This window comes from Micromonospora sp. NPDC048907 (genome assembly GCF_055586885.1).
Map to the genome: position 1 here is coordinate 877,199 of NZ_JBVJHI010000001.1, position 18,132 is coordinate 895,330.

Annotated in this window: 16 protein-coding genes; 3 read left to right on the plus strand and 13 right to left on the minus strand. The window is 73.8% G+C overall.

Annotated elements, in window-relative coordinates; genetic code table 11:
• Positions 1-5: 5 nt before the first annotated feature.
• From ACZ6PY_RS04425 to ACZ6PY_RS04440, 4 genes are all read right to left on the minus strand, one after another.
• A complete protein-coding gene (locus ACZ6PY_RS04425; RefSeq protein WP_466069097.1) occupies positions 6-1,469 on the minus strand; it encodes a CYTH and CHAD domain-containing protein in 1,464 nt (487 codons plus the stop codon).
• 40 nt (positions 1,470-1,509) lie between these two features.
• Positions 1,510-2,772, minus strand: coding sequence for an acetyl-CoA C-acetyltransferase (locus ACZ6PY_RS04430; RefSeq protein ID WP_313723032.1), 1,263 nt, complete (start codon positions 2,770-2,772; stop codon positions 1,510-1,512).
• 72 nt (positions 2,773-2,844) lie between these two features.
• Positions 2,845-3,645: an SGNH/GDSL hydrolase family protein gene (locus ACZ6PY_RS04435; RefSeq protein ID WP_262287059.1), complete on the minus strand. Its 801-nt coding sequence runs from the start codon at positions 3,643-3,645 to the stop codon at positions 2,845-2,847.
• 111 nt (positions 3,646-3,756) lie between these two features.
• Positions 3,757-4,803: an SGNH/GDSL hydrolase family protein gene (locus tag ACZ6PY_RS04440; protein ID WP_466069100.1), complete on the minus strand. Its 1,047-nt coding sequence runs from the start codon at positions 4,801-4,803 to the stop codon at positions 3,757-3,759.
• A gap of 140 nt (positions 4,804-4,943) precedes the next feature.
• On the opposite strand from ACZ6PY_RS04440, the gene ACZ6PY_RS04445 reads away from it, so the two are divergent.
• Entirely contained in the window at positions 4,944-5,300 is a 357-nt protein-coding gene (locus ACZ6PY_RS04445) for a YkvA family protein (protein ID WP_466069102.1), read from the plus strand.
• Between the two features lie 76 nt (positions 5,301-5,376).
• Positions 5,377-6,747 (plus strand): cystathionine beta-synthase, encoded by a 1,371-nt coding sequence (locus ACZ6PY_RS04450; protein ID WP_466069104.1) that lies wholly within the window; start codon positions 5,377-5,379, stop codon positions 6,745-6,747.
• A gap of 48 nt (positions 6,748-6,795) precedes the next feature.
• Here ACZ6PY_RS04450 and ACZ6PY_RS04455 read toward each other — a convergent pair whose 3' ends face one another.
• From ACZ6PY_RS04455 to ACZ6PY_RS04495, 9 genes are all read right to left on the minus strand, one after another.
• Complete coding sequence (locus ACZ6PY_RS04455) at positions 6,796-7,746, minus strand: S1C family serine protease (RefSeq protein ID WP_466069106.1); 951 nt, start codon at positions 7,744-7,746, stop codon at positions 6,796-6,798.
• A 44-nt stretch (positions 7,747-7,790) separates the two neighbouring features.
• Positions 7,791-8,300 (minus strand): GNAT family N-acetyltransferase, encoded by a 510-nt coding sequence (locus ACZ6PY_RS04460; RefSeq protein WP_466069108.1) that lies wholly within the window; start codon positions 8,298-8,300, stop codon positions 7,791-7,793.
• On the minus strand, positions 8,297-9,223 hold the full coding sequence (locus ACZ6PY_RS04465) for a ribonuclease Z (protein ID WP_466069110.1): 927 nt from the start codon (positions 9,221-9,223) through the stop codon (positions 8,297-8,299). Before ACZ6PY_RS04465 ends, ACZ6PY_RS04460 begins: the two co-directional genes overlap by 4 nt.
• 339 nt (positions 9,224-9,562) lie before the next feature.
• Positions 9,563-10,738 (minus strand): osmoprotectant NAGGN system M42 family peptidase, encoded by a 1,176-nt coding sequence (locus tag ACZ6PY_RS04470; protein WP_466069111.1) that lies wholly within the window; start codon positions 10,736-10,738, stop codon positions 9,563-9,565.
• Positions 10,735-12,561 carry an N-acetylglutaminylglutamine synthetase gene (ngg, locus tag ACZ6PY_RS04475; RefSeq protein WP_466069113.1) on the minus strand — a complete coding sequence of 609 codons (1,827 nt, stop codon included), beginning with the start codon at positions 12,559-12,561 and terminating at the stop codon, positions 10,735-10,737. Before ngg ends, ACZ6PY_RS04470 begins: the two co-directional genes overlap by 4 nt.
• 2 nt (positions 12,562-12,563) lie before the next feature.
• A complete protein-coding gene (locus tag ACZ6PY_RS04480; RefSeq protein ID WP_466069115.1) occupies positions 12,564-14,348 on the minus strand; it encodes an N-acetylglutaminylglutamine amidotransferase in 1,785 nt (594 codons plus the stop codon).
• Between the two features lie 204 nt (positions 14,349-14,552).
• Positions 14,553-15,215, minus strand: a complete 663-nt coding sequence (gene msrA / locus ACZ6PY_RS04485) for a peptide-methionine (S)-S-oxide reductase MsrA (RefSeq protein ID WP_466069117.1) — start codon at positions 15,213-15,215, stop codon at positions 14,553-14,555.
• 57 nt (positions 15,216-15,272) lie between these two features.
• Positions 15,273-16,250 (minus strand): Fic family protein, encoded by a 978-nt coding sequence (locus ACZ6PY_RS04490; RefSeq protein ID WP_466069119.1) that lies wholly within the window; start codon positions 16,248-16,250, stop codon positions 15,273-15,275.
• A 143-nt stretch (positions 16,251-16,393) separates the two neighbouring features.
• On the minus strand, positions 16,394-16,807 hold the full coding sequence (locus tag ACZ6PY_RS04495; RefSeq protein ID WP_466069121.1) for an HIT family protein: 414 nt from the start codon (positions 16,805-16,807) through the stop codon (positions 16,394-16,396).
• A 166-nt stretch (positions 16,808-16,973) separates the two neighbouring features.
• Here ACZ6PY_RS04495 and ACZ6PY_RS04500 point away from each other — a divergent pair, with 166 nt between their 5' ends.
• On the plus strand, positions 16,974-18,116 hold the full coding sequence (locus ACZ6PY_RS04500) for a cystathionine gamma-synthase (protein WP_466069123.1): 1,143 nt from the start codon (positions 16,974-16,976) through the stop codon (positions 18,114-18,116).
• Positions 18,117-18,132: the final 16 nt, after the last annotated feature.

The following is an 18,132-nucleotide window of genomic DNA, read 5'->3' on the forward strand; positions in this document are numbered from 1 at the left end:
GCCGGTCACCCCGTCAGCCAGCGCCGCACCTTCCGGCGGCGGGCCCGGTCGCGCGCCTTCGCGAGCGCCGGCCCGGCCCGGTCGGCCAGCGCGGCCTGCCGGGCGTGCAGCAGGCCGTAGGTGAAGGTGTTCTCGCCGTCGGCGTACGCCCGCAGCGCCTGCTCGCGCAGCACCTCCCGGGTCACCACCGAGTCCTGGTGCGCGCCGAGCGCGTCCTGGAGGTCCTTGAACCGGTCCACCAGCTTCGCGGCGGGTTTGCGCACCTCGACGGCGTACCGGGCGCGCTTGCCCGCCTTGCGGGCCTCGTGCAGGGCGGCGTCGTCCCCGCCCGCGAGTGCCTCGTCCAGGCGGGTGTCGAAGCGGGTCACCGCCCGGCGTACCCGCCGGGTCACCCAGCGGCGCCGCACGTCCCGCGCGGTCGGCGCCTCCACCAACGCGTCCAGGCGGCGCAGCAGGTCCGTGTAGCGGTCGGCGCCGAGCGCGGCGCGCAGCCCGTCGAGGGCGGTGGCCAGGTCGGCGGCGAACCGCTCGGCGAACCGCGCCGGCACCGGGCCGAGCACCAGCTCCGCGGGTTCCGCGTGCACCGCGCCGGCCAGCCGGGCGGCCATCACCTGGGCGTCCCGGACCGACCCGAGCCGCGCGCCCAGCCACCGCAGCTCCGCCCGTACCTGCTCGCTCTCCATCCGGTCCCACAGCCCCCGGAAGGTGCGCAGCGTGGAGCGGAGCCGGCGGACGGCCACCCGCATGTCGTGGACGGCGTCCTCGTCGCCGCCGAGCGCGCCGGCGTGGTGGCCGATCAGCGTGTCGCGCTGGGCGGTGAGGTAGTCGACGATCGGCGCGGCCGCCGGGTCGGTGGGCGCCGGCCGGAGGGCGGCGAGCCGGCCGCCCAGGGCGCGGTGCGACTTCGAGACCGGCACCGTCCGGGCGCCCGCGGCGCGCAGCCGCCCGTCCAGCGCGTCGAGCAGCGCCTCGTCGCCCTCGACCAGCTCGACCTCCAGCTCGTGCCAGGCCTGCCGCTCGCCGCTCACCAGGTCCTCGGCGTGGACGTCGTCCTCGGCCACCTCGGCCAGCGGGCGGCCCGCCGCGTCGAGCAGGCGGCGTTCCCGGCGGCGGGTGACGACCCGTGCGGCCGGGGCGACCGGGCGGCCCCGGGACGCGCCGCGGAAGAGCGCCACCAGCTCGGGCGGCGGCCCGGCGTCCTCCGGCCCGGCCGGGAACTGGTGCTCGGTGCGCGCCCCGCCGACCGCACCCACCTTGAGGTGCCAGCCCGCGTCGTGGCCGCCGGTCCGCCGCCGCAGGGCGTAGCCGCTGCGGGCCAGCCGGAGGTCGGCGGTGTCCCAGTAGACCGCGTCCAGGTCGAGCACGGTGGCGTCGGACGTCGTCGCGACGCCACCGCACCCGGTCAGGTCGGGCAGCCGGAATCCCTCGTCGCCGGAGTACTTGCGTTCGCGTTCCACGACGGTCGCCATGGCGCCTCCCGTACCCGGCCCCGGCGTCGGGGAACCGGCCTCAGTTCAGGCGTTCGAGCACCATGGCCATGCCCTGGCCGCCGCCGACGCACATGGTCTCCAGACCGATGGTCTTGTCGTGCCACTCCAGCGCGTTGAGCAGGGTGCCGGTGATCCGGGCGCCGCTCATGCCGAACGGGTGGCCGACGGCGATCGCGCCGCCCATCACGTTCAGCTTCTCCTCGGGGATGCCGAGCTGCCGGTAGGACGGGATCACCTGGGCGGCGAACGCCTCGTTGATCTCGACCAGGTCGACGTCGTCGATGGTCATGCCGGCCCGCTTGAGCGCCTGCCGGGACGCCTCGACCGGGCCGAGGCCCATGATCTCCGGCGACAGCGCGGTGACGCCGGTGGAGATGATCCGGGCCAGCGGGGTGAGCCCCAGCTCCTGCGCCCGCTGGGCGCTCATGATCACCACGGCGGCCGCGCCGTCGTTGAGCGGGCAGCAGTTGCCGGCGGTGATCCGGCCGTCCGGGCGGAAGACCGGCTTCAGGCCGGCCACGGCCTCCAGGGTCACGCCGGGGCGCGGGCCGTCGTCGGTGCTCACCACGGTGCCGTCCGGCGTGGTGACCGGAGTGATCTCGCGGGCCCAGAAGCCGTCCGCGATCGCCTTCTCGGCGAGGTTCTGGCTGCGGACGCCGAACGCGTCCATGTCCGCGCGGGTGACGTCGTGGACCTGGGCGAGGTTCTCCGCCGTCTGGCCCATGGTCAGGTAGATGTCGGGGAGCTGGCCGTCCTCGCGCGGGTCGGTCCACACCTCGGCGCCACCCTTGGCCCGGGCCGCGGAGCGCTCGCGTGCCGCCGCGAAGCGCGGGTTCTCCCACCCGCCGCCGACCAGCGCCTGCGCCTCCGGCGGGAGGGCGTCCGAGTTGCCCCGCGCGTACCGGGAGACGGTCTCGACGCCGGCGGAGATGAAGACGTCGCCCTCGCCCGCCCGGATCGCGTGCATGGCCATCCGGGTGGTCTGCAGCGACGAGGCGCAGTAGCGGGTCAGCGTGGCGCCGGGCAGGCCGTCCAGGCCCAGCAGGGTGGCGACCACCCGGGCCATGTTGAAGCCCTGCTCACCGCCGGGCAGGCCGCAGCCCAGGTAGAGGTCGTCGATGGTGGTGGGATCGAGCGCCGGGACCTTGTCGAGGGCGGCCTGGACGATCGTGGCGGCGAGGTCGTCGGGGCGGACCTCCCGCAGGGAACCCTTGAACGCGCGGCCGATGGGGGACCGGGCGGTGGCGACGATGACGGCGTCGCGGGGCGACTCAATCGGCATGGACCAACGTTAACCCGCCGGTAACTTGTGGCGGAAGCCGCGCGGCGGGCGGGAAATGTCACCCCGCCGGGCTCAGTGGTGGTGCCGGTACGCGACCGCGGCGGCCGCCTCGACCGCCGGGAGCAGGGCGTGCGCCCACACCCGGTAGCCGTCGGCGGAGGGGTGGAAGCCGTCGTGGCAGAGGGTGCCGGCGTCCGCCCGGAACACCGGGCCGGTCTCGGTGCCCAGGTCGACGACGCTGCCCCCGGCGTCGAGCACGGCGGTCGTCTGGGCGCGGGCCACCCGCCGCCCCGCCCAGCCGAGCACCTGCCGCAGCGGGGACGCGACCGCGCGGACCGCGCCGAGGTCGGGGCAGGTGCCCACGACCACCTCGACGTGCGCCTCGCGGAGCCGCCGCACGGCCGAACCGAGGTAGGCCGCCGCGTCGGCCGGGCGGGCCAGCCCGGTGGCGTCGTTCGCGCCGATCAGGATCACCGCCACGTCGGGCCGCTCGCCGAGCAGCGCCCGGGCCACCTGGGTGGCCAGGTCGGTGGAGCGGGAGCCGGACACCCCGACGCTGGACAGGTGCACCCGCCGGCCGGTGGGTGCCTCGCTCAGCAACTGGGCGAGCTGCCCGCCGATGGTCTCCTCGAAGTGTTCGACGCCGACGCCGAGCGCCGACGAGTCGCCGAGCAGCACCAGCCGCAGCGGCGGGGCGTCCGCCCGGCCGACCGTGGCGCGCAGCGCGAGACCCAGCTCGGGCTGGGCGTACTCCCGGCTCCGGGCGGCGATGGCCTGGCCGGCGAGGACCACCGCCCCGCCCACCGTGCCGGCGAGCAGGGAGAGCGCGGCGGCCCGACCAAGCCGGACCACAAGCTCGTTACGCTCGGTCACGACGACACCTCCCCAGCTCCGATGACCCGCGGGCGGGTCCGCTCGTGGCGAACGGCGTCGACATGAGCATGGCACACGTTGTGCCTGCTGATGATGCCTCCGCAGCCCCGCTCATGCCAGCCCCTCCACCGGGGCCGAGTCGGCGGCGGCACCGGGCTGCGGCACCGCGCCGACGCCGAAGAAGGCCCGGCGCCGAAGCTGCGCCCAGCGCCCGCCGGGCCCGCGCTCGCGGCCTCGGACCCGGGCGCCGCTGACCTCGGTGCCGGCGTGCCGGGCCGCCTCCTGGGCCGCCTCCGGAAGCGACCGTACGCCCTCCGCGCCGGCGAGCGGGGGCCGGCGTTCCTGGCCGGCGCCCAACGCCGAGAGCAGGGTGGGCAGCAGCGCCGCCGCGGCGACCGCGTACCCCTCCGCGGACGGGTGGAACCGGTCCCAGGCGAACATCCGGGTCGGCTCGGCGGCGAAACGCGGGCCGAGCAGGTCGCCCAGGGAGACCGTCCAGCCGCCCGCCTCGACCACCGCCATCGTCTGGGCGGCGGCGAGCTGGCGGCTCCAGCGCCGGGCCAGCCAGCGCAGCGGCGGCTGGATCGGCCGGATCGCGCCCAGGTCGGGGCAGGTGCCGACGACCACCTCGCAGCCGGCGGCCCGCAGCGCGCGGACCGCGTCGACCAGGTAGCGCACGGCCACCGAGAGCGGGGTGCGGTTGGTGACGTCGTTGCCGCCGACCAGGACGACCGCGATGTCCGGTTCGACCTCCAGGGCCGACTCGACCTGCGGCCGCAGCCCCGCCGACAGGGCGCCCACCACGGCGAACCGGTGCAGCCGGACCGGGCGGTGCAGCCGGCGGGACAGCCCGGTGGCGAGCAGCGCGCCGGGCGTCTCGCGGCGGCGGTGCACGCCGTAGCCGGCGGCCGACGAGTCACCGAGGATCACCATGGTGACCGGCGGGCCGGGGAGCTTCGCGCCGTAGACGCCGTCGCAGCGCGGCGGGGGCGCCTCAGCCATCGGGATGGTGCGCCGCGCCTGGCGGGCCTGACCGAGCAGCACCCCGCCCGTGACGACCGTGGCCGCCACCGTGGCGCCCGTGCCGATCGCCGTCACGCGGGCGATCCGCCGGGCGCGCTGCCAGCCGCCATGCGCGACGGAACCAGCGTCCCCCATGAACCGACATTATCGCGCCGCCACGACACCCGCTCTCTTCGTGATCGTCACGGCTGGGACGCGACCGTTCCGGGTACCGGTAGGGGTGGGGCGGGCTTGCGCCCGGACCGCACCCTGGTCGAGCGGAGAGGGGCGAGGAGATGGGGAAGACGTTGAAACGGAGCGCGGCCTTCACCGCGCTGGCGCGGGCGCTGGCGGCCGGCGCGCGGGGTGGCCCGTCGCTGGGCGTCCGGCTGGCGGCGCTGCCCCGGATGATCCGGGCCACCGCGCGGGGCGAGTACGACGGCGGTCTCCGGCTGGCCCTGATGGCCGGTGCCACGGCGTACATCGTCTCGCCGATCGACCTGCTGCCGGAGATCCCGCTGGCGATCTTCGGGCTGGCCGACGACGCCATGATGGTCGCCTGGCTGGCCGGCAGCGTGCTCGCCGAGACCGACCGCTTCCTGGAGTGGGAGGCACGTCGCAGGTCCGTCATCCCGGGGCATGTGGTGCCCTGACGGCACGTACCCTGGGCGACGAACTGACGACTTTCCGGCCGCCCCACGACGGCGGCGCAACGAAGGGCACAACGAGGTGCAGTACTACGACAACGTGGTCGAGCTGATCGGCAACACCCCGCTGGTACGCCTGCGCAACGTCACCGAGGGCATCCAGGCGACCGTGCTGGCGAAGGTGGAATACGTCAACCCGGGCGGTTCGGTCAAGGACCGGATCGCGCTGCGGATGGTCGAGGACGCCGAGAAGGCCGGCCTGCTCCAGCCGGGCGGCACGATCGTCGAGCCGACCAGCGGCAACACCGGGGTCGGGCTGGCCCTCGTCGCCCAGCTCAAGGGCTACAAGTGCGTCTTCGTGTGCCCCGACAAGGTCAGCCAGGACAAGCAGGACGTGCTGCGGGCGTACGGCGCCGAGGTGGTGGTCTGCCCGACCGCCGTGGCGCCGGAGGACCCGCGCTCCTACTACAACGTCTCCGACCGGCTGACCCGGGAGATCCCCGGCGCCTGGAAGCCCAACCAGTACAGCAACCCGGCCAACCCGCGCTCGCACTACGAGACCACCGGGCCGGAGATCTGGCAGCAGACCGAGGGGCGGCTCACCCACTTCGTGGCGGGCGTCGGCACCGGCGGCACCATCTCCGGCATCGGCCGCTACCTCAAGGAGGCGTCCGAGGGGCGGGTCCGGGTGGTCGGCGCGGACCCGGAGGGTTCGGTCTACTCGGGCGGCACCGGCCGGCCCTACCTGGTCGAGGGCGTCGGCGAGGACTTCTGGCCGGAGACCTACGACCGCACCGTGGCCGACGAGATCGTCGAGGTGTCGGACAAGCAGTCCTTCGAGATGACCCGGCGGCTGGCCCGCGAGGAGGGGCTGCTGGTCGGCGGTTCCTGCGGCATGGCGGTGGTGGCCGCCCTGGAGGTGGCCCGCAAGGCCGGCCCGGACGACGTGGTCGTGGTGCTGCTGCCGGACAGCGGCAAGGGCTACCTGTCGAAGATCTTCAACGACACCTGGATGGCCCGCTACGGGTTCCTCGACAACTCGGGCACCGAGCCGACCGTGGCCGAGGCGCTCGCCGGCAAGCCGGGCGGCCTGCCCGAGCTGGTGCACGTCCACCCGACCGAGACGGTCCGGGACGCCATCGACTACATGCGGGAATACGGCGTCTCCCAGCTCCCGGTGCTCAAGGCCGAGCCGCCCGTGGTGACCGGCGAGGTGGCCGGCTCGATCGCCGAGAAGGACCTGCTCGACGCGCTCTTCACCGGTCAGGCCCACCTGCACGACACGATCGAGCGGCACATGGCCGACCCGCTGCCCATGATCGGTGGCGGCCAGCCGGTGAGCGAGGCGGTCGGGCTGCTGGAGAAGGCCGACGCCGCCCTGGTGCTGGTCGACGGCAAGCCCAAGGGCGTGCTGACCCGGCAGGACCTGCTCGCCCACCTCGGCGCGCGCTGACCCGTCCGGCACGAGGGCCGCACCCCGGCGGGTGCGGCCCTCGCCGCGTCAGCGGCTCAGCTCGGTCGGGACCGCCACCACGTCGACGTACGCGCCCTTGCGGAGCACGGTGACCGGCAGGCGGGCGCCGATGGCCGGGCCGAGCATCAGCCGCTGCAGGCCCTGCCCGTCCTGCACGGGCCGGCCCCCGGCCGCCACGATCACGTCGCCGAGGTAGAGCCCGGCCGTCCCGGCCGGGCTGCCCGGCACCACCTCGACCACCCGGAGCCCGCGCCGCTGCCCGGTCCGGGCGGTGACCTCCGGTGGCAGCGGCACCGGCACCCCGGCCACGCCCAGCCAGGCCCGGCGGACCCGGCCGCCGGTGGTGAGGTCCGCGATGATCTGCCGGGTGGTGGCGTTGACCGGCACGGCCAGCCCGAGGCCGTACCCGGCGACCGCCGTGTTGACCCCGACCACCCGGCCGGCCGAGTCGGCCAGCGCGCCCCCGGAGTTGCCCGGGTTCAGCGCCGCGTCGGTCTGGATGACGTCCTCGATGAGCCGGGTGACCCGCCCGTCGCGGGCCGGGAGCGACCGGCCCAGCCCGGAGACCACCCCGGCGGTGACCGACCCGGCCAGCCCCAGCGGGTTGCCGACGGCGACCACCAGCTGCCCGATCCGCAGCCGGTCGGCGTCGCCCAGCTCAACCGGCGGCACGGGGGCCCGTTCCGCCCGCAGCACGGCCAGGTCGGAGAGCGGGTCGGCGCCGACCACCCGGAACCCGGTCTCGGTGCCGTCGCCGAAGGCGGCCGACCCGCCCCCGGCGCCCTGCACGACGTGGGCGCTGGTGAGCAGCAGCCCGTCCGGGCCGATCACGACGGCCGACCCGGCGCCGGCGCCGCGCGGGGTCCGCACCGACAGGGCGGCCACGCTGGGCAGCACCCGGGCGGCCACGCCGGTCACCACCCGGGAGTACGCGTCGAGCGCGGCGTCCTCCGCCCGCTCGGTGTGCTCGGTGTCCATGCCGGTGCCAACGCGCCGGCATCGACGCCCATGCCCCGATCCGCTCAGAGCGAACGGGCGTAGCGGAGCTGGGGGACGAGGGCGGTGCCGATGACGTCGTCGCGCCGCTGGCCGGTGGCGGTCCAGCCGCCGCGCTCGTAGAAGCGGCGGGCGGTCGCGTTCTCCTCGAGCACCCAGAGCACCGCACGGGACCAGCCGCGGGCCCGCATGGCGTCGAGGGCGTCCACCATGAGCGCCCGCCCGGTGCCCCGGCCCCGCTCGGCCGGCTCCAGGTGGATGGCGTTGAGCAGGCCGGTGGCCGGGTCGCCCTCGTCGTCCGGCCCCAGGTAGCTGAAGCCGACGAGCCGGCCGTCGCGCTCGGCCACGGTCATCCGGTGGTCCGCGCCCTCCCAGGTCAGCCGCTCGGTCCAGTACCGGCCCATCGCCTCGGCGGTCGGGTCGGCCAGTGCCTCCGCGGGCAGGAACGACGAGTACGCCGCGACCCGGGACCGCTGGTGCAGGGCGCCGACCGCCATGAAGTCGGCCCCGGTGGCGGGGCGCAGGGAGATCGTCATCCGGCCGAGGCTACCCGGCGGGGTGGCACCTGAACCGTCATCAGGTCCTCGGCGATCACCAGCTCACCGGTGAACGCGGAGGCCTCGTCGGCGAAGCGGCGCGGGTCCGCGTACCGCTGGGAGAAGTGGGTGAGCACGAGCGTGCGTACCCCCGACTCGGCCGCCACCCGGGCGGCCTGGCCGGCCGTGAGGTGACCGACCTCGGCGGCGAGGGCGGCCTCCGACTCCAGGAAGGTCGACTCGATGACCAGCAGGTCGGCGTGCTCGGCGAGTGCCCACACCCCGTCGCAGAGCCCGGTGTCCATGACGAAGGCGAACCGCTGCCCGGGTCGGGTCACGCTCACCTCGTCCCGGGTGACGCGGCGGCCGTCCAGGTCCAGGTGGCCGTCGCGGAGGAGCTGCCCGACCGCCGGGCCGGCGATGCCGTACGCGGACAGCTTCTCCGGCAGGATCCGGCAGCCGTCCGGCTCGACGAGCCGGTAACCGTACGTCTCGATGGGGTGCCGCAGCCGGCGGGCCTCCAGCGTGCCGACGCCCAGCGTGATCCGCTGCCCGTCCGCCTCGATCGGCTCGACGGCCAGCTCGGCGGTCTCGTAGAAGCTCGTCGCGTGGCGCAGCCGGGCGAAGTATTCCGCGCCCCCGGCGGGGAAGTGCACGGCCACCGGGTGCGGGACCCGGTCCAGGGAGAGCCGCTGGATCATGCCGGGCAGGCCCAGGCAGTGGTCGCCGTGGAAGTGGGTGACGCAGATCCGGGTGAGGTCGGTGGCGGAGATCCCGGTGTGCAGCATCTGCCGCTGGCTGCCCTCGCCCGGGTCGAAGAGGATCACCTCGTCGTCCCAGCGCAGGAGGTAGCCGTTGTGGTTGCGCTGGCGGGTGGGGGCCTGGCTGGCCGTACCGAGGATCGCCAGCTCGCGCATCGACACGGGCTGCCTCCTGCCGCAGACATGAAGCGACCCCCGGGGCTTCCGCGCTCGCGCGCGGGCCGGCTGGACTGGGCCGGCACCCCGGGGGTCGGGTGGCTGTCGTGGTTTCGCCGCACCGCTGCCACACGGTCTCGACGATGGTGCATGGTGCCCGCCTCGCGGCGGACGGTGTTTCACTGTCGAGGACAGCGGCTAGCGGACAGCCACCTCACGAGTCCGATTGCTATACAAGTCTGGACCACCTCCTTTCCCGTGTACCGCCACGCTATCGACTTCCCGTCGGGCTCGGCAACGGATTTGGATCACAGGCCCGACCAGGAATCCGGAGAGCCGGCCCGGTCACTCCACGCCGATCGGGCCCTCGCGGGGGCCCTCCTCGGAGGCCGGCTGGACGGCCAGCGACGGGAAGTCGGCCAGGTCGCCCTCGGGTTCGGCGTCCCACTCGGGGAAGACCAGCGGGTTCTGGAGGTAGAGGCACAGCAGTTGGGCGAGGTGCCGCAGCCCGTCGAGGTGGGTCCGCTCGTGCCCGTGGGTGGCGTCCACGCCGAAGCCGAGCAGCGCCACCCGGGCGTGCGCACCGGCCTCGACCGCCGCCGCCACGTCCGAGCGGTAGTAGTCGAAGACGTCCCGGACCAGGTGGACGCCGTGCTCCCGGGCGATCGCGGCGAGGTGCCGGGTGAGGTGGTAGTCGAACGGGCCCACGCCGTCGCCCATGGCCAGGGTGGCGGCGTCCTCCCGGGACTGCTGGCCGGGCGCGACCACCGCGGCGTCCACCGAGACGATCTCCGCGACGTCGGGGTCGAGGCCGTGGCTGGCACCGTGCCCGATCTCCTCGGTGACGGTGACCAGCAGGTGCGCGGTGACCGCCGGGGTGACGCCCGCGTCGACCATCGCCTTGAACGCGGTCAGCACGGCGGCCACCCCGGCCTTGTCGTCCAGGTGCCGGGACTTGACGTACCCGCTCGGGGTGATCGTCGGGTTGGCGAGCAGCGCGACGAAGTCGCCGGCGTCGACGCCGAGCGCCCGGAGCCCGGCCTCGTCGGTGACCGGCTCGTCGACCCGGACCTCGACCAGATCCCAGCCGACGCCCTGGAGGTCGACGCCCTCGTTGTAGCGGTGCCCGCTGGCCTTGAGCGGCAGCACCTGGCCGGTGACCACCCGGTCCAGGTCGTCGGTGAAGATCCGCACGTGGGCGCCCTCGGCGAAGCGGGCGCTGTGCGTGCCGATCGGCTTCACCTCCAGCCGGCCGTTCTCCTTCAGCCGCTTCACCATGCCGCCGATGGTGTCGGTGTGCACCACGATCGCCCGGTCGGCGCCGGTCGACCGCGGCCCGGGCAGGGACGCGCTCAGCGCACCGCGCCGGGTCAGCGTCGAGCCGATGCCGAGTGCGGAGAGCCGCTCGCCCACGTACTGCTGCACGTGGTCGGTGCGCCCCGACGGGCTGGGGATCTCCAGCAGCTCCACCAGCACCTGGCGCAGGTAGTCGAGGTCGAGTTCGAGGGGCTCCGGGCTCACGCGGCCCCTCCCGCCCCGGCCGGCGACCAGAGCCGCCGTGGCGCCCGGGTGCCGGGGAAGAGCAGGTCGACGAAGCGTTCGGCGGTCGGCTGCGGCTCGTGGTTGGCCAGGCCGGGCCGCTCGTTCGCCTCGATGAACACGTGCTCCGGCCGGTCGGCGGCGGGGACCAGCAGGTCCAGGCCGGTGACCGGGATGTCCAGCGCCCGGCTGGCCGTCACGCACGCCTCGGCGATGGCCGGGTGCAGCTCCGCGGTCACGTCGTGGATGGTGCCCCCGGTGTGCAGGTTCGCGGTCCGGCGGACCGCCAGCACCTGCCCCTCGGGGAGCACGTCGTGCATCCGGTGACCGGCCTCGGCCACCACCTCGCGGGTCATGTCGTCGATCGGGATCCGGGACTCGCCGCCGGTGGCGGCCGCGCGGCGGCGGCTCTGCCGCTCGATCAGCTCGGTGACGTCGTGGACACCGTCCCCGGTGATCTGCGCGGGCCGGCGGACCGCCGCGGCCACCACCTCGTGGTCGATGACGACCACCCGCAGGTCCTCGCCCTCCCGCAGCTCCTCGATCAGCACGTCCGGGCAGAACCGGCGGGCCAGCTCGACGGCGGCGGTCAGCGCCTCCGGCGTGCGTACCCCGACCGTGATGCCGTTGCCCTGCTCGCCCCGGGCCGGCTTCACCACCACCGTGCCGACGTCGGCCAGGAACGCCAGGTCGTCGGCGTCGCCGGTGGCCGTCCGGCCACGTGGCACCGACAGGCCCGCCTCGGTGAGGATGCGCCGGGTGACCCGCTTGTCGTCGCAGCGGCTCATCGCGACCGCCGAGGTCAGCTCGGAGAGCGACTCGCGGGTGTGGACCGTCCGGCCGCCGATGCTCAACCGCAGCTCGCCCCAGCGCGGATCGGTCACCTCCACCCGGATGCCGCGCCGCATCGCCTCGTCCGCGACGATCTTCGCGTACGGGTTCAGGTCGTCGTAGCCCGCCGGCATGGCCGGCAGGAACAGCCGCTCGTTGATCGGGTTCTTCCGCTTCACGCAGAGCGTCCCGGTGCGGTGGAAGCCGAGCCGCTCGTAGAGCCGGATCGCCCCCGAGTTCTCGGCCAGCACCGACAGGTCCACGTACGCCCGGCCGCGCGCGTCGAGCCGGTCGGCCAGCGCGGTGAGCAGCGCCTGGCCGGTGCCGGGCGGCGCGGTGTTGAAGTCCACGGTCAGGCACCAGAGGCTGGCGCCGTTCTCCGGGTCGCCGAAGACCGCCACGTGGTCCACGCCGGTGATCGTGCCGACCACCTCACCGGTGGCGTCCTCGGCGACCAGGTGCAGGAACCGGTCGGTGCCGGCGTTGTCGACGAGCACGTCCACCGGCGCGGTGACCATGCCGTTGCGGGCGTAGATCCGGTTCACCGCGTCCGCGTCGCCGGCGTCGCGCAGCGGCCGGACGGCCAGCCCGGGGATCTCGCCGCTCCCGGTGGCCGCCGGCCGTTGCTCGCCCAGCGGCAGCCGGTAGGTCAGCGACGGGTCGATGAACAGCTCGTCGGGGAGGCGGGAGACCAGCACGTGCGGGTCGCGCAGGTAGATGCAGATGTCCCGGGCGCCGACCGCCTCGGAGCGCAGCACGTCGGCGACCTCGACCTGCTCGGCGAAGGTCTGCCCGAAGACCAGCCGGCCCCAGCCGCAGTCCAGCACCACGCCGGAGCCGTCCTCGGGCTGCCGCCGGGGCTCGGAAGCCCCGGGGGCGACCGGGTCGCCGCCCGGGCCGACCCGTTCCCGGCGCCCGCCCAGCACCCGTTCCCGGTCGGTACGCGCGGTTCCGGTCGCGAGGGTGTCGGTCACGGTCAGTCGATTCCGTGGCTCTGGAGCCACATTTCCAGGAGTCCCAGCTGCCACAGCTTGTTTCCGTTCAACGGGGTCAGTTCGGCGTTCGGGTCGGCCAGCAGCGCGTCGACGTAGTCGGCGCGGAACAGGTCGCGGCGGCGGGCCTCGGGTGCGGTGAGCGCGTCGCGTACCCGGTCGAGGAGCTTGTCCTCCAGGTGGGTGAGGCCCGGAACGGGGAAGTAGCCCTTCGGCCGGTCGATGACCTCGTGCGGCAGGACCCGCCGGCCGATCTCCTTGAGCACGCCCTTGCCGCCCTGGGCCAGCTTCAGCTCCGGCGGGCAGCTCGCGGCCAGCTCCACGAACTCGTGGTCGAGGAACGGCACGCGGGCCTCCAGGCCGTGCGCCATGGTCATGTTGTCGACCCGCTTGACCGGGTCGTCGGTGAGCATGACCTGCGTGTCGATGCGCAGGCCGGCATCCACCGCGGTCTGCGCCCCGGGCCGGCCGAGGTGCGCGGCCACGAACTCCCGCGCCGGGTCGCCGTCGGCCCGCCACGCCGGGTTGAGCACCCGGGCCAGGCCTGCCGCGTCGCGGTCGAAGAACGCCGACGCGTACGTCTCCAGCGCCCGCTCCCGGTCGACGCCGGCCAGCGGCGGGTACCAGTGGTAGCCGCCCAGGATCTCGTCCGCGCCCTGGCCGGACTGGACCACCTTCACGTGCCGGGCGACCTCCTGGCTGAGCAGCCAGAACGCCACGCAGTCGTGGCTGACCATCGGTTCGCTCATCGCGGCGACGGCGGCCTCCAGCGGCGGCAGCAGGTCGCCGGTGGGCACCCGGATCTGGTGGTGGTCGGTGCCGAAGGTCTTCGCCACCAGGTCGGAGTAGACGAACTCGTCGCCCTCCCGGCCGCCCACCGCGTCGAAGCCGATCGAGAAGGTGGCCAGCCCGGACTGCCCCTCGCCGGCCAGCAGCGCGACCACAAGGCTGGAGTCGAGCCCGCCGGAGAGCAGCACGCCCACCGGCACGTCGGCCACCATGCGGCGGCGGACGGCGGTGGTCAGCGACTCCAGCAGGGCGTCCTGCCAGTCCCGCTCGGACCACCCGGCCCGCTCGGCGGCGCGGGTGAAGGCCGGGTCCCAGTAGACCCGGTCGTGGGTGGAGCCGCCCGGCTCGTACACCCGGACCGTGGCCGGGGGGAGCTTGGCGACGCCGCGCAGGATGGTCCGCGGCGGCGGCACGATGCTGTGGAAGCTCAGGTAGTGGGCGAGCGCCACCGGGTCGATGCCGGTGTCGACGCCGCCGCCGGCGAGCAGCGCCGGCAGGGTCGACGCGAAGCGCACCACGCCGGGGCCCTCGGCCAGGTAGAGCGGCTTGATGCCGAGCCGGTCCCGGGCCAGCACGAGGCGGCCGGTGTCGCGTTCGCTGATCGCCACCGCGAACATGCCGACCAGGTGATCGACGAAGTCGAGCCCCCACTCGGCGTACGCCTTGACGACGACCTCGCTGTCGCCGGCCGAGAAGAACCGGTGCCCCCGGGCCTGCAACTCCTCGCGCAGCTCCCGGTAGTTGTAGATGCAGCCGTTGAAGACGCCGGTGAGCCCGGCGGCCGGGTCGACCAGGGGCTGACCGCTGGCGGCCGAGAGGTCGATGATCTTCAGGCGGCGGTGGCCGAGGGCGACCGGCCCCTGGGACCAGACCCCGCTGTCGTCGGGGCCCCGGTCGCTCATGGTGGCCGCCATGCGCTCCACCGCCGCGACGTCGGCCCGCGATCCGTCCCGCCGGAACTCTCCTGCCAGTCCGCACATGCCCGGCAATGCTGCCAGAGGTTGTTGCAGTTCGCCTGTTGAGCTGATGTCGGGGACGTTACGTCTTTGCTAGGATGCGCGACCTCGCCGGACCGGCGGCTGGCCTGGGCGAAGATCCGGTGGCCCGGCGGTCCGGGTGCCCGAATCGGGCCGGGCCCGCGGTGTGACAAACACCGCAGGCCCGGGAAACGCTCGTCGAGTCGGTCAGCCGGCCGTGCGCGCCACGCCCACCGGGCAGCTCAGCCCGTTGGGGCCGTGGTTGCAGTACCCGTTCGGGTTCTTGGTCGGCGCCAGGTACTGCTGGTGGTAGTCCTCGGCGAAGTAGTAGTCGCCGAGCCGGGCGATCTCCGTGGTGATCTCACCCTTGCCGGCCCGGGCCACGATCGGCGCGAACGCGTCCCGCGAGGCCTGCGCGGTGGCCAACTGCTCGTCGGTGGTCGCGTAGATGGCCGACCGGTACTGCGTGCCGACGTCGTTGCCCTGGCGCATGCCCTGGGTCGGGTCGTGGTTCTCCCAGAAGACCTTGAGCAGGTCCTCGTAGCTGATCCGCGACGGGTCGTAGACCACCTGGACCACCTCGGCGTGCCCGGTCATCCCCGAGCAGACCTCCTCGTACGTCGGGTTCGTGGTGTAGCCACCCGCGTAGCCGGCCGACGTGGTGATGACGCCCGGGAGGGTCCAGAACAGCCGCTCGGCACCCCAGAAACAGCCCATCCCGAAAACGGCGACCTGCGCGCCCTCGGGGAAGGGACCCTTCAACGAGGACGGCAGCACCTCGTGCCGGTCGGCGATCGGCATCGCGATCGGACGGCCCGGCAGGGCCTGGTCGGGAGAGATCATCTCGGCCTTGATGCGGCGAAGGAACACGGTGGGACTCCTCTCTTGGCTTTCCCAGCGGGTTCAACAGCGCCGGACCCCGGTTCCTTACCCGCCCGGTCGCGGATCAGCCAGCCGTCTCCGGTAGCGGCTCTTGGCGTACTCGTTGACCCACTTCCTACTGCTCCGCCAGGTGCCGTCGTCACCCTTCACGGCTCGGAGGCGCCCTCGCGTTGCGGCCACCCTGAGCGCGTTCTCCGAGAGATCGGGGGTGGCCAGCGCCGGCAGAGGAACCAGCTTGACCGGCCCGGCGACGGCGGGCATGACGAACCGGTAGAGGTTGGCGGTGACGCTGCGGGCGATCAGTTCGCCGAGCAGCCCCGGCTCGCCGGCATCGGCTCTGCGCATGGCTTTGAGGTACGCGTCCCGGTCCCGCTTGTAGATGATCGCCGGGGGATACCCGAGCCTTCCGAGGAGGAGGCTGAGCACGAGCCGCCCGGTCCGTCCGTTACCGTCGAGGAAGGGATGGATGGCCTCGAATTCGTTGTGGATGATCGCAAGCTGTTCCGCCAGCGGTGTGGAGTCCTCGCCGGGGAGTTGGTTGACCTTGGTGAGCCAGGCGTCCACGCACACGCCGATTTGCGGCCACGACGGGGGCTTCATGCCGCCGGGGAAGCGAGCTATCTCGTGGCGACGGAAGTTGCCGGGCCCTTCCAGGTCGCTGGCGTGGGGATGCGGGGCGACCGTCCAGACCGGTGACATCGCCAGGTGATGTACGTGCCGGACCTCCTGTAGTGAGAGCAGCGCCGAGGACTGCCATTCGCCCGGCTCGAGCGCCTGTCCGTACACCCAGCGGGCGGCGTCGGCGTACCCCCTGACCTCCATGTAGTCCCGCAGCGGCTTCGCCCCGACCGCACGTCCCTCCTCCAGGAGCTTCTCCACCTCCTGAAGAACAAGGGTGTTGCCCTCGATGGCGGTGCTGTTGTGAGCCTCCTGGTGCCAGATGTCCGACCAGATGTCCTCCGCCTCGCTCGGTGTCGGCAGGCCGCCCAGGCGGTCCTGGAGTTCCCGGACCGCTTCCTCCATGCGCTGGTAGACCGCTGCTCGCGAGGGACGACCGGGGCCCGACACATCAACTCCAATTTGTTCGGCTCGGCAGGATTAAATCGTACCGAACAAAAAGTGCGTCTTCTGTTCGGGACGCGCCGGAAGAGCCAAACCAAACAAAGTCAGGCGAGGGAGGAGGTCACCCGGGAGGCGTACCCCTCGGCCTCGGCGTCGTCCGCGTACCGGGTCCGCGGCCAGAAGAAGCCGCGCAGCCCGTCGCCCTTGGTCCGCGGCACCACGTGGGTGTGCAGGTGCGGGACCGACTGGGACACCTTGTTGTTCATGGCCACGAACGTCCCACCCGACCCCAGGCCGGCCTCCACGGCCACGGCGAGCCGCTGCACCAGCCGGAAGTAGCCCGGCAGCGCGTCGGCCGGCAGGTCGGCCAGCGTGACGAGGTGGGCGCGTGGCACCACGAGCACATGCCCCTTGAACACCGGCCGGGTGTCCAGGAAGGCCACCCCGTCCGCCTCGTCGGCGACCCGGAACGCCGGTACCTCACCCGCCACGATCCCGCAGAACACGCACCCAGCCACCCGCCCAGGCTAGGCGCTCACCCGCGAGGCCGTCGGTTCCCCGCGCCGATCTTGGTGACTTCCCGTTCACCCGGAACGGCAACCACCAACTCCCGAAGGTGAGCCGGCGCGAGTGCCGGGCGGGTTCCACGCGGTGGGAGGCGGCGGGCGGACTAACGTCTCGGGAATGAGTCACGGCTTCGAGACGCTCGCCATCCACGCCGGTCAGGACCCGGAGGCCCGCACCGGCGCGGTGATCCCGCCGATCTATCAGACCAGCACCTACGCCCAGGACGCCGTCGGCGCGCCCCGGCAGGGCTACGAGTACAGCCGCTCCGGCAACCCGACCCGGGACGCGCTCCAGGAGTGCCTCGCGGCGCTGGAGGGCGGGCCGGTGGGGCTGGCCTTCGCCAGCGGCCTGGCCGCCGAGGACGCCCTGCTGCGGACCGTCTGCAAGCCGGGCGACCACGTGGTGATCCCGGACGACGCGTACGGCGGCACCTACCGGCTGTTCGCCAAGGTGGCCGAGCGCTGGGGGCTGGAGTACACCCCGGCGAAGGTCTCCGACCCGGACGCGGTGCGGGCCGCGATCCGTCCCGGCGCCACCCGGATCATCTGGGTGGAGACGCCGACCAACCCGCTGCTCGGCATCGCCGACATCGCCGCGCTGGCCGCCGTCGCGCACGACGCCGGCGCGCTCCTGGTGGTCGACAACACCTTCGCCTCGCCGTACCTCCAGCAGCCGATCGCGTTCGGCGCGGACGTGGTGGTGCACTCCACCACCAAGTACATCGGCGGACACTCCGACGTGGTCGGTGGCGCCCTCGTCGCGGCCGACCGGGCGCTCGGCGAGGAACTGCGCTACCACCAGAACGCGATGGGCGCCGTGAACGGCCCGTTCGACGCCTGGCTCACCCTGCGCGGCATCAAGACCCTCGGGGTACGCATGGACCGGCACTGCGACAACGCCGAGCGGATCGCCGCCTACCTGGACGGTCACGCCAAGGTCTCCCAGGTCCTCTACCCCGGCCTGCCGGCGCACCCGGGTCACGAGGTGGCCGCCAAGCAGATGCGCCGCTTCGGCGGGATGATCTCCTTCCGTGCGGCGGGCGGTGAGGAGCACGCCGTGGACATCTGCAACCGGGCGAAGCTCTTCGTGCTCGCCGAGTCGCTCGGCGGGGTCGAATCCCTGATCGAGCACCCGGGACGGATGACACACGCGAGCGCTGCCGGCTCGCCGCTTGAAGTTCCCGGCGATCTCGTGCGACTGTCTGTCGGCATCGAGACGGTCGACGACCTGCTCGCCGATCTGGAGCAGGCGCTGGGCTGACCGCTGGCTGGGGAGG

What these genes read in the sequence shown, in the direction of transcription:
- ACZ6PY_RS04425 (WP_466069097.1), bottom strand. Translation starts at nt 1,469, where the DNA reads ATGGCGACCGTCGTGGAACGCGAACGCAAGTACTCCGGCGACGAGGGA.
- ACZ6PY_RS04430 (WP_313723032.1), bottom strand. Translation starts at nt 2,772, where the DNA reads ATGCCGATTGAGTCGCCCCGCGACGCCGTCATCGTCGCCACCGCCCGG.
- ACZ6PY_RS04440 (WP_466069100.1), bottom strand. Translation starts at nt 4,803, where the DNA reads ATGGGGGACGCTGGTTCCGTCGCGCATGGCGGCTGGCAGCGCGCCCGG.
- ACZ6PY_RS04445 (WP_466069102.1), top strand. Translation starts at nt 4,944, where the DNA reads ATGGGGAAGACGTTGAAACGGAGCGCGGCCTTCACCGCGCTGGCGCGG.
- ACZ6PY_RS04455 (WP_466069106.1), bottom strand. Translation starts at nt 7,746, where the DNA reads ATGGACACCGAGCACACCGAGCGGGCGGAGGACGCCGCGCTCGACGCG.
- ACZ6PY_RS04460 (WP_466069108.1), bottom strand. Translation starts at nt 8,300, where the DNA reads ATGACGATCTCCCTGCGCCCCGCCACCGGGGCCGACTTCATGGCGGTC.
- ACZ6PY_RS04480 (WP_466069115.1), bottom strand. Translation starts at nt 14,348, where the DNA reads ATGTGCGGACTGGCAGGAGAGTTCCGGCGGGACGGATCGCGGGCCGAC.
- ACZ6PY_RS04490 (WP_466069119.1), bottom strand. Translation starts at nt 16,250, where the DNA reads ATGGAGGAAGCGGTCCGGGAACTCCAGGACCGCCTGGGCGGCCTGCCG.
- ACZ6PY_RS04500 (WP_466069123.1), top strand. Translation starts at nt 16,974, where the DNA reads ATGAGTCACGGCTTCGAGACGCTCGCCATCCACGCCGGTCAGGACCCG.